10 protein-coding genes are annotated in these 9,313 nt (G+C 65.0%); 6 read left to right on the top strand and 4 right to left on the bottom strand.

All coding sequences use genetic code 11. The features are described 5' to 3' along the window. The coding region (locus tag L284_RS28505) for a hypothetical protein (protein WP_021232696.1) at nucleotides 1–1,004 on the top strand (1,004 nt) is incomplete at its 5' end. Between the two features lie 122 nt (nucleotides 1,005–1,126). Here L284_RS28505 and L284_RS28500 read toward each other — a convergent pair. Beyond that, nucleotides 1,127–1,795, bottom strand: a complete 669-nt coding sequence (locus tag L284_RS28500; protein WP_021232695.1) for a carbonic anhydrase — start codon at nucleotides 1,793–1,795, stop codon at nucleotides 1,127–1,129. Between the two features lie 84 nt (nucleotides 1,796–1,879). Between L284_RS28500 and lipA the strand changes: the two genes are divergently transcribed. Together lipA and L284_RS28490 are read left to right on the top strand one after the other, a co-directional pair. Next, nucleotides 1,880–2,836, top strand: a complete 957-nt coding sequence (gene lipA / locus L284_RS28495; protein ID WP_021232694.1) for a lipoyl synthase — start codon at nucleotides 1,880–1,882, stop codon at nucleotides 2,834–2,836. Nucleotides 2,837–2,839: 3 nt separating this feature from the next. Continuing rightward, nucleotides 2,840–3,280, top strand: a complete 441-nt coding sequence (locus L284_RS28490) for a type II toxin-antitoxin system RatA family toxin (RefSeq protein ID WP_021232693.1) — start codon at nucleotides 2,840–2,842, stop codon at nucleotides 3,278–3,280. Nucleotides 3,281–3,301: 21 nt separating this feature from the next. Here L284_RS28490 and L284_RS28485 read toward each other — a convergent pair whose 3' ends face one another. The 3 genes from L284_RS28485 to L284_RS28475 are packed head-to-tail and all read right to left on the bottom strand — an operon-like array spanning nucleotide 3,302 to nucleotide 5,571. Next, nucleotides 3,302–3,829 carry a CinA family protein gene (locus L284_RS28485; protein ID WP_021232692.1) on the bottom strand — a complete coding sequence of 176 codons (528 nt, stop codon included), beginning with the start codon at nucleotides 3,827–3,829 and terminating at the stop codon, nucleotides 3,302–3,304. A gap of 1 nt (nucleotide 3,830) precedes the next feature. Then, a complete protein-coding gene (locus L284_RS28480; RefSeq protein WP_031341509.1) occupies nucleotides 3,831–4,376 on the bottom strand; it encodes a hypothetical protein in 546 nt (181 codons plus the stop codon). A gap of 10 nt (nucleotides 4,377–4,386) precedes the next feature. Further along, nucleotides 4,387–5,571, bottom strand: a complete 1,185-nt coding sequence (locus tag L284_RS28475) for a bifunctional 2-C-methyl-D-erythritol 4-phosphate cytidylyltransferase/2-C-methyl-D-erythritol 2,4-cyclodiphosphate synthase (protein WP_021232690.1) — start codon at nucleotides 5,569–5,571, stop codon at nucleotides 4,387–4,389. Between the two features lie 100 nt (nucleotides 5,572–5,671). Between L284_RS28475 and dusB the strand changes: the two genes are divergently transcribed. Genes dusB through L284_RS28460 form a run of 3 tightly spaced genes read left to right on the top strand, consistent with a single transcriptional unit; the run spans nucleotide 5,672 to nucleotide 9,269 of the window. Then, entirely contained in the window at nucleotides 5,672–6,727 is a 1,056-nt protein-coding gene (gene dusB, locus L284_RS28470) for a tRNA dihydrouridine synthase DusB (protein ID WP_021232689.1), read from the top strand. Continuing rightward, on the top strand, nucleotides 6,724–7,863 hold the full coding sequence (locus L284_RS28465) for a two-component system sensor histidine kinase NtrB (RefSeq protein ID WP_021232688.1): 1,140 nt from the start codon (nucleotides 6,724–6,726) through the stop codon (nucleotides 7,861–7,863). The genes dusB and L284_RS28465 overlap by 4 nt, the downstream gene beginning before the upstream one ends. Continuing rightward, nucleotides 7,860–9,269 carry a sigma-54-dependent transcriptional regulator gene (locus L284_RS28460; protein ID WP_021232687.1) on the top strand — a complete coding sequence of 470 codons (1,410 nt, stop codon included), beginning with the start codon at nucleotides 7,860–7,862 and terminating at the stop codon, nucleotides 9,267–9,269. Before L284_RS28465 ends, L284_RS28460 begins: the two co-directional genes overlap by 4 nt. Nucleotides 9,270–9,313: the final 44 nt, after the last annotated feature.

Here is a 9,313-nt window from a genome sequence, read left to right as displayed (position 1 = left end):
AGGGCGAGATGACCCGCAACGTGGGCGTTCTGATGAACGACCCGGCGATGCAGCACAAGGGTCTGGTCATGATGCTCGACAGCGGGCAGACCAGCCCGGAATCGCTCGGCCAGATCCAGTATCTCGCCGGTGTCACGGCATATCAGAGCGGCAAGTACGACGTGGCCGCGCGCTATCTCCAGCAGTCGTTCGACGGCGGGTATCGCGATACGCAGAACATGATCCAGCCGCTGCTGGCGGATTCCTACAAGCGGTCGAACAACCCTCAGGCGGCGTTGGCGATGGTCCAGAAGGAACTCGAGGCAGCAAAGGCCAGCGGCACCAAGCCCAGCGAGACCTCGATCCGCAGCGCGCTCCAGGCTTCCTACGATGCCAAGCAGCTAGCACCTTCGACCGAGTACGCCGCGATGCTCGCGCAGTACTACCCGAGCCCTGCCTCGTGGAACATTTCGACCTCGATCGTGCGCCAGCTCGCTTCGCTTCAGAATGCCGAGAACCTCGATCTCATGCGCCTGATGTACGTCACGGGCGCCATGAAGGACAAGCGCGACTATCTGGAATATCTCCAGAACGTCGATCCCCGCGCCTTCCCGGGTGAAGCGGTCAAGATCATGGACCAGGGCCTTGCCAAGAACCTCCTGACCCAGGCGGACGTCCCCGATCGCGGCAACAGCGCGGGCCGTGTCGCTGCCGACAAGGCCTCCCTGCCGGCCACCGAGCGCGATGCGCTCAAACCCGCCGCGACCGCGGCGCAGGTTACGGGCGCGGGCGACGTGTTCCTCAGCTACGAAGACTATCCCAAGGCGGAAACGCTCTACAAGGCGGCTCTCGCCAAGCCCGGCGTCGATGCCAACAAGGCAAATCTGCGCCTCGGCATGGCTCAGGCGATGCAGGGCAAGGCGGCCGATGCCCAGGCGACTCTCGCCAAGGTCACCGGCACCCGTGCGCCGGTCGCCAAGCTCTGGGCGGCCTATGCCGCGTCGAAGGCCACGCCCGCTTCGTAAGGCGGTTCGCTTCGGCGATGAAGAAAACGGGCGGCGGGTTGTCCCGTCGCCCGTTTCTTCATCTGGATAACCGGGCTGAGCCTTTTGCGACTCTCTGCCCGGGCGTCATTGTCCCGTCAGGATCATGACGCCGGCGCGAACTCGCCGCTGGTCTCGTCCATGAGGTGAAGCTGTCCGTCGGAAATCGCGAAGAACGCGCCGCGCAGCTTGAGATCGCCGTTCCCCACCTTCTGCCGGACGCAGGGGAAGGTCATCAGGTTCTCCAGGCTGACACGGACGGCGGCCTGCTCCATCTGGCGCTCGGCAGGGCGTCCGCTCGTGCCGAACTGCTCGGCCACGGGGCCGCGCGCCTCGTCCAGCATCGAGATCCAGTCGGCTATGAAGCCACCTTGGCCGGGCTCGGTGCCGTGTAGTTCCTGGGTGAGCGCCGCCTTGCAACCGCCGCACATGCCGTGGCCCATGACCACGATTTCCTTCACCTTGAGCACCTGTACCGCGAATTCGAGCGCGGCGGAGACGCCGTGATGGCCGGGCGTGGTCTCGAACGGCGGCACAAGCGCGGCGACGTTGCGAACCACGAAGATCTCGCCGGGATCGACGTCGAAAATCTGCGAAGGATCGACGCGGCTGTCCGAACAGGCAACGATCATCACTTCGGGCTGCTGACCTTCGCTGAGGCGAGCCCAACGTTCACGGTTCGGGCTCCAGCCGCTGCTGCGGAAGCGGCGGTATCCTTCGAGCAGATTGTCGAGGACGCGTTGTTCGGATTGCGGGGCGCTGGAATCGGTCATGGTTTGCCTCCATTGAAACGCACGCAACCATTAGAGCGGATATTCGCACTGGCAAGCTGGCATGGTTGCGACTATCTGGACGCCATGAACGATCTTTCCTCCGTGCCGAGCCCAGAGCAGAAGCCCGAACGTCAGCGCAAGCCCGACTGGATCCGCGTGAAGGCGCCGACCAGCAAGGGCTACGGCGAAACGCGCCAGCTGATGCGCGACCTCAAGCTCAACACGGTTTGCGAGGAAGCGGCCTGCCCGAACATCGGGGAATGCTGGACCAAGAAGCACGCCACGGTGATGATCCTGGGCGATACCTGTACCCGTGCCTGCGCGTTCTGCAACGTGAAGACCGGCATGCCGGGCCGCGTCGATCCTTCCGAGCCCGAGCACGTTGCCGAGCTGGCGCTGAAGACCGGCCTCGAACACATCGTCATCACTTCTGTCGACCGCGACGATCTGCCGGACGGTGGTGCGAACCAGTTCGTGAAGGTGATCCAGGCTCTGCGCGCTGCGACACCGAGCACCACGATCGAGATCCTCACGCCCGACTTCCGCGGCAAGATGCGCCGTGCGGTAGAGGCGATCGTCGAAGCCGGACCGGACGTATACAACCACAATCTGGAAACCGTCCCCCGGCTCTATCCGACCATCCGCCCCGGCGCGCGCTACTATGCCTCGCTGCGCCTGCTGGAAGAGGTCAAGGCACACAATCCGTTGATCTTCACCAAGTCCGGCGTGATGCTCGGCCTGGGCGAGGAACGTCTCGAAGTGCATCAGGTCATGGACGACATGCGCTGCGCGGACATCGACTTTCTGACCATGGGCCAGTATTTGCGCCCGACGCCGAAGCATGCCGAAGTGAAGGAATTCGTCACGCCCAAGGCCTTCGACGCCTATGGTGCGATCGCCCGCGCCAAGGGCTTCCTCCAGGTCGCGTCCTCGCCGCTGACGCGCTCCAGCTATCACGCGGGCAAGGACTTCGCGGAAATGCGCGCCGCGCGTGAGGCGAAGCTGGCTGCCAAGGCCCCCAAGGTCGCGCAGAAGGCCTGAGACATGCCCGGAATTCACGAGACGCAGCGGCTGCCCTACAGTGCCGAGCAGATGTTCGACCTCGTTGCCGACGTGGGCCGCTACCAGGAGTTTCTTCCCTGGGTGGTCGCCACCCGCGTGAAGTCTGACACCGACACCGAAATGGTCGCGGACATGCTGGTCGGCTTCAAGGCCTTGCGCGAGAAGTTCACGTCGCGGGTCGAGAAGGTGCATCCGCGCGAGATCAAGGTGCATTATGTCGATGGTCCGATGAAGGACCTGCACAACCACTGGATCTTCCACCCGGTCGACTCTCATAGCTGCGACATCGAGTTCGACGTGCGCTTCAGCTTCCGCAATGCCCTGTTCGAGAAGCTGGCCGGCCAGTACTTCGACAAGGCCTTCCGCAAGATGGTGGCGGCTTTTGAGACCCGGGCTCACGAGCTTTACGGCGAGCCGGTCTGACCCGCAGGACGCCGGAGTTCCTCAGTCCGCGTAGGCCGGCAATTCAGTCCCGGGCAGCAGCAGTTCCAGCGCGACCACTGCCGCGTGATGGCGGATTTCAGCGCGGTTGGCGCCCTCGATCAGCTTCTGCTCGGCATGAACTTCCTCCTCACCGCGATGGGCACGGGCGAAGACGACCGTTCCTACCGGCTTGAGCTCGCTGCCGCCTTCCGGCCCGGCAATGCCGCTGATCGCCACCGCTACGTCGGCATGGCTATGCGTGATCGCGCCTTGTGCCATGGCCCAGGCCGTGGCGGGCGAGACCGCGCCGAGCGTGTCGATGATGTCGGACGGAACGCCCAGCATCTCCTGCTTCGATTCGTTCGAGTAGGTCACGAACCCGCGATCGAGCACTGCCGATGAGCCCGCCACTTCGGTCAGGGCGGCGCAGACGAGGCCGCCGGTGCAGCTTTCGGCCAGCGCGACCTTGCGGCCGATGGCCTTGTTCTCGGCAATCACGCGCGCGGCCAGCTCGTAGAGGTCCCGCGGAAAGAGGATGTCGCCGGGCATGTCAGTCCTTGCAGAGCGTGAAGCCGCCGAGCTTCGCCTTACCGGGTGCCACATCGTCGGCCTTGGACGTGACTTCGAGGAGCAACGTGATCAGTCCCGCGGTATTCTCGGGCGGAAGCGGGGACAGCAGGTCCAGCGCAAGATCGACCTTGTCGCAAGATTTCAGCGAAAGCTCCTGAGAAACTAGCCCTTCGACGGTGATGTCCACGAGCGGACGCAGCGATTCGTCGGGCAGGTTGCGGGTGAACTGACCCACTCCGGCATCCTTGCTGGACCCGAGCTTGAGGAAGGCTGCCTTGGCTTGGGGCCAGTAGCGAGCCTTCTGCGCCGAATAGCGCGTGACCAGCTCTGTGCCATGGCTGCGCAGGAAGGAATCGCTCGGTAGAACCTGGGCGCAGCGCTTGCTGGTGCCGGAAATGACTTGCGGCAGGGCATAGCCGAACAGCGAACTGGCCTCGGACTTGGTCAGGCATGCCTGCTGCGCGCTCGCCACGCCGGGGAGAATCGCCAGCGCGGAAGCCACGGCGAGGGTGAACGTCTTGTGCATCGTCATCTCCTTACAGCCGTATCAGGCTGACGGCGGCCTGGCAGGCGATTCCTTCCGACCTGCCGGTGAAACCCAGCTTTTCGGTGGTGGTTGCTTTCACGCTGATGAGCGATGGGTCGACGCCGAGAATTTCTGCCAAGCGCGCGCGCATGCCATCACGATGCGGACCGATCTTCGGGGCCTCGCAGATGATCGTGACATCGGCATTGCCGAGCGCGTAACCGGCTTCTGCAACGAGCTTGCCGGCATGAGCGAGGAAACGGTCCGACGCTGCGCCTTTCCACTGCGGATCACTGGGCGGAAAATGCTGGCCGATGTCACCCCGTCCAACGGCGCCGAGCATGGCATCGACGAGAGCATGGATGGCGACGTCCGCGTCGCTGTGACCGGACAGACCATGCGTATGGTCGATCCTGACGCCGCAGAGCCAGAGCTCCTCGCCTGCCTCCAGGCGGTGAACATCATAGCCGGTGCCCACACGGATGGGAGGGGCGGTGCTTGCGAAATCGGATGCGTAAGTAAGCTTGTGCAAGGCTTCGTCTCCTTCGACGAGCACAATCTGAAGGCCGGCGACCTGGGCCACCTGGGCATCGTCTCCGGCTGTTGTCGGCCCTTCCCAGGCGCGATGGGCGGCGAGAATCTCGGGAAAGCGGAAAGCCTGGGGAGTCTGCACCCTTCGTAGATCCTCGCGACGGGCGGGGGCACCCATTACTTCAAGACCGTCCGCGTGTTCGGCATGTGCCAGGCTGTCTGCAACGGGAAGAACCGGAATGGCACCAGGCTTCTCAACGAGGGCATCGAGCAGCCGCTCGATCACCGCCGAGGGCAGAATGGGGCGAGCAGCGTCATGGACAAGCACCAGATCGGGTTCGCTGGCGACCAGAACTTCGAGCCCCAGCCGAACGGACTCCTGCCGCGTCTCCCCGCCATTGGTAAACTGCACGCCGGGGATACCGGCGAGGGCATCGGCAGCGATGGTCTCCGCGCCCTGAGGAATAACCACCAGGATCGGTGCGGCTCCAGCGCTGGACAGGGCTTCCACCGAATGGCGGAGAACCGGCTTTCCTCGCCACCGGGCGAACTGTTTCGGAAGAGGCTGGCCAGCGCGAAGTCCTTTGCCGGCGGCCACGACGATAGCCGCGGTGGAAGGGAGCGGGGCGGGACGCCGAGGCGTTTCTGACAGGTCCTGCGACATTGTCGTTGCCGGTAATCGCTTGCCGAGGCGAGGGCAATCCACTATGCGCTGCCTGTTTTTTAGGCATACCTTGTTTCTCAGGCAATTTCCGGTTCGCGCAATGAAGACTCTGCCCACTCCTCCGGCTCTGAAGCCGATCCAGGTCGGTCCCGTGACGATCGACTGCCCGGTCGTGCTCGCGCCGATGACCGGCGTTTCGGACCTGCCGTTCCGGCGCATGGTACGCGGCTTCGGCTCGGGGCTGAACGTCACCGAGATGATCGCCAGTCCGGCAGCCATCCGTGAGACGCGCGTATCGCTTCAGAAGGCGATGTGGGACCAGATCGAGGATCCGGTTTCGATGCAGCTCGTCGGCTGCGAGCCGGAGCAGATGGCCGAGGCCGCCAGGCTGGTGGAGGATCGCGGCGCTGCGATCATCGACATCAACATGGGCTGCCCGGTGCGCAAGGTCGTCAACGGCGACGCTGGTTCTGCGCTGATGCGCGACGTGCCGCTCGCCACCCGCCTGATCGAGGCCACGGTTAAGGCGGTCAAGGTACCCGTCACCGTGAAGATGCGGATGGGCTGGTGCCACGACAGCCTCAACGCGCCTGAACTGGCCCGCATCGCCGAGGATCTCGGCGCGCAGATGATCACGGTCCATGGCCGCACCCGCAACCAGATGTACAAGGGCTCGGCAGACTGGGCTTTCGTGCGCGGTGTGAAGGAAGCCGTTTCGATCCCGGTGATCGTCAACGGCGACATCCTGGATATCGAGGATGCCGCCAGCGCGCTGGACCAGTCCGGCGCCGACGGGCTGATGATCGGGCGCGGTTCCTATGGCCGGCCCTGGGCTCTCGCCAGGGTCATGCAGTGGTGGCGCGGCAACGGGCTGATGGAAGAACCCGGCTTCGGCCAGCAGTACGAGATCATCCGCGAGCACTACGAGGACATGCTCTTCCACTATGGCCGCGATACCGGCGTGAAGATGGCGCGCAAGCACTTGGGCTGGTACATCAAGGGCATCAAGGGCTCGGCGGAATTCCGTAACCGCATCAACTTCGTCAGCGATCCCGACGAGGTCCTGCGCCTGCTGGCCGAATTCTACGCACCCTATCGTGATGGCGCCAACGCGGACGGCGGAGAAACCGCATCGGCAGACCGTCAGGCGGCATGAGCCTCGCGCAGCCCACGGCCCAGTCTACCACTCTGCCTGCGGCGTCGCGGCTTCTCGCGAGCTTGCCGCAGGCGGTGGTGCTGCTGGAGCCGGGGCTGCGGATCGCGTCGCTGAACCCCGCTGCGGAGCAGTTCTTCGGCCAGTCCCTGCGCCTGCTCAGGGGCACACCGCTTCAGGACATCCTGACTTTCTCCGACCAGCTCCTGCTGGAGCGTCTCGACGATTACGAAACCCCGGTTTCCGCGCGTGAGGTCGTCGTCACGCTCAAGGGCAGGATTGCGCGCCGGATAGACATCAATATCGCGCCGGTGGCCGATACGCCGGGCTGGCAGGTCCTGACGATCCACGACAATACCGCCACCGAAGCGCTCGGCGACGATTCCGGCGGGCCCGACAACGCGGTGCTGCGCGGGCCGGAGATCATGGCCCACGAGATCAAGAACCCACTCGCCGGCATTCGCGGCGCGGCGCAGCTGCTGGCCCGCAAGGTCGAGGAGAAGGATCGCGCGCTCACCGACCTCATCACGCTAGAGGTCGACCGGATCGCCAACCTGATCGACCGGATGCAGAAGCTCAGCCGCCGCACCACCCCGCCGGTTGAGCCCTGCAATCTCCATGAGGCAGCCCGCCGGGCGCTCGACGTCCTTTCGGCGGCCAATGGCGGAGCGCCGGAGCGGGTCGGGCTGGTGGAGGAGTTCGATCCCTCGCTTCCCCCCGTGCTGGGCAGCCCCGATGCGCTAGTGCAGGTGATCATCAACCTGCTCGCCAACGCCTTGGAAGCCTGCGCCCATGAGGAGAAGCCGCGGGTGACGATCCGCACCCGTTTCGCCAGCGGGCTTCAACTCCACACCAGTGATTCCGGCGAGCCGGTTCGCTTGCCGGTCGAACTGCGCGTGACGGACAACGGCCCCGGCGTCGATCCGGCGATGCGCGATCACATCTTCGAGCCCTTCGTCACCACCAAGAAATCCGGGCAGGGCCTCGGCCTGCCGCTCGTGCGCAAGCTGGTGCGCGACATGAACGGGCGGATCACCCACGAGCGCGACGAAGAGGGCGGCTTCACCCACTTCCGCGTCCACCTGCCGCTGGCGCGCGAGACGCGCAGCCGCCCGACCAGAAGGAGACCGGCCGCGTGAGCGTGCTGCTCGTCGAGGACGACCTTTCGATCGCCATCGTCATCACCGCCGCCCTGGAGGCGGAAGGCTTCGGCGTGGTCCACTGCCAGTCCATCGCCGAGCGCGACCGGTTGCTGGAGGCGGAGACCTATCAGGCGCTCGTCACCGATGTCATGTTGCCTGATGGCGACGGCATCGAGACGATCCACCGCGTCCGCGCGCTCCATCCCGGCCTGCCGATCGTGATCCTCTCCGCGCAGAACACACTGGATACGGCGGTTCGCGCCACCGATACCGGTGCATTCGAGTACTTCCCCAAGCCTTTCGACATCGACGAACTTGCGCGCACCGTGCGCCAGGCGGCGGGAGCCGGGCAGGGCGGGACGATAGAGGGCGAGGAGCCGCTGGGAGACGGACTGCCGCTCGTCGGGCGTAGCGCTGCCATGCAGACCGTGTTCCGTATGATCACCCGCGTCCTGCGCAACGATCTGACGGTGCTGGTCTTGGGTGAATCCGGAACCGGCAAGGAATTGGTGGCCGAAGCGGTCCACAACCTCGGTCATCGCCGAGAGGGGCCGTTCGTCGCCGTCAACGCCGCCGCCATCCCCGCCGAACTGATCGAAAGCGAATTGTTCGGCCATGAGAAGGGCGCCTTCACCGGCGCCGTCGCGCGTCACATCGGCAAGTTCGAGCAGGCGGCGGGAGGCACGCTGTTCCTCGACGAGATCGGCGACATGCCGATGCAGGCCCAGACCCGCCTGCTGCGCGCGCTCCAGTCCGGCACCGTGCGCCGGGTCGGCGGACAGGAGGAAATCCGGCTCGACGTGCGCATCATCGCCGCCACGAACAAGGACTTGGAGCCTGAAATCGCCGCCGGGCGGTTCCGCGAGGATCTCTATTACCGCCTCAACGTCGTGCCGATCCACATGCCGCCGCTACGCGACCGGCGCGACGATATCGACGTGCTGGCACGCCATTTCCTTCAGCACGCCGCGAACGAGGGCCTGCCGCGCCGTCAGTTGACGGCCGACGCGGCGGAACTGCTCAGCAGGCAACCCTGGCGCGGCAATGTGCGGGAACTGAAGAACTTCATCTATCGTCTGGCCCTGCTCGCCCGCGAGGATGCTATCGATTCTGAAAGCATCCAGTCGCTGCTGATCACCGAGGCTGCCGCCGAACCCGAGGGCGAGATCGGGAACATCGCCGAGGCCGTGTGCCGCTGGCTGGCCACCGAGCGGCCTGCCAGCGGAACGATCTATCAAGCCGCTGCCGCCGCTTTCGAGCGTCCGCTTTTTGCCGAAGTGCTGCGAGCGACCGGTGGGAACCAGCTCCGCGCCGCACAGGCGCTTGGGATAAATCGCAACACTTTGCGCAAGCGGCTCAGCGAGTTGGCGCTCGATCCCGAGGAATTCGTTCGTCGCTCCTGAAACGACCTTCATGGATTTGCCCTTGCAAAGTAGCAACACCGGCG

It is taken from the genome of Novosphingobium lindaniclasticum LE124, assembly GCF_000445125.1.
In the GTDB taxonomy this organism is placed as follows: domain Bacteria; phylum Pseudomonadota; class Alphaproteobacteria; order Sphingomonadales; family Sphingomonadaceae; genus Novosphingobium; species Novosphingobium lindaniclasticum.
This window is presented reverse-complemented; position numbering and strand designations above follow the sequence as displayed.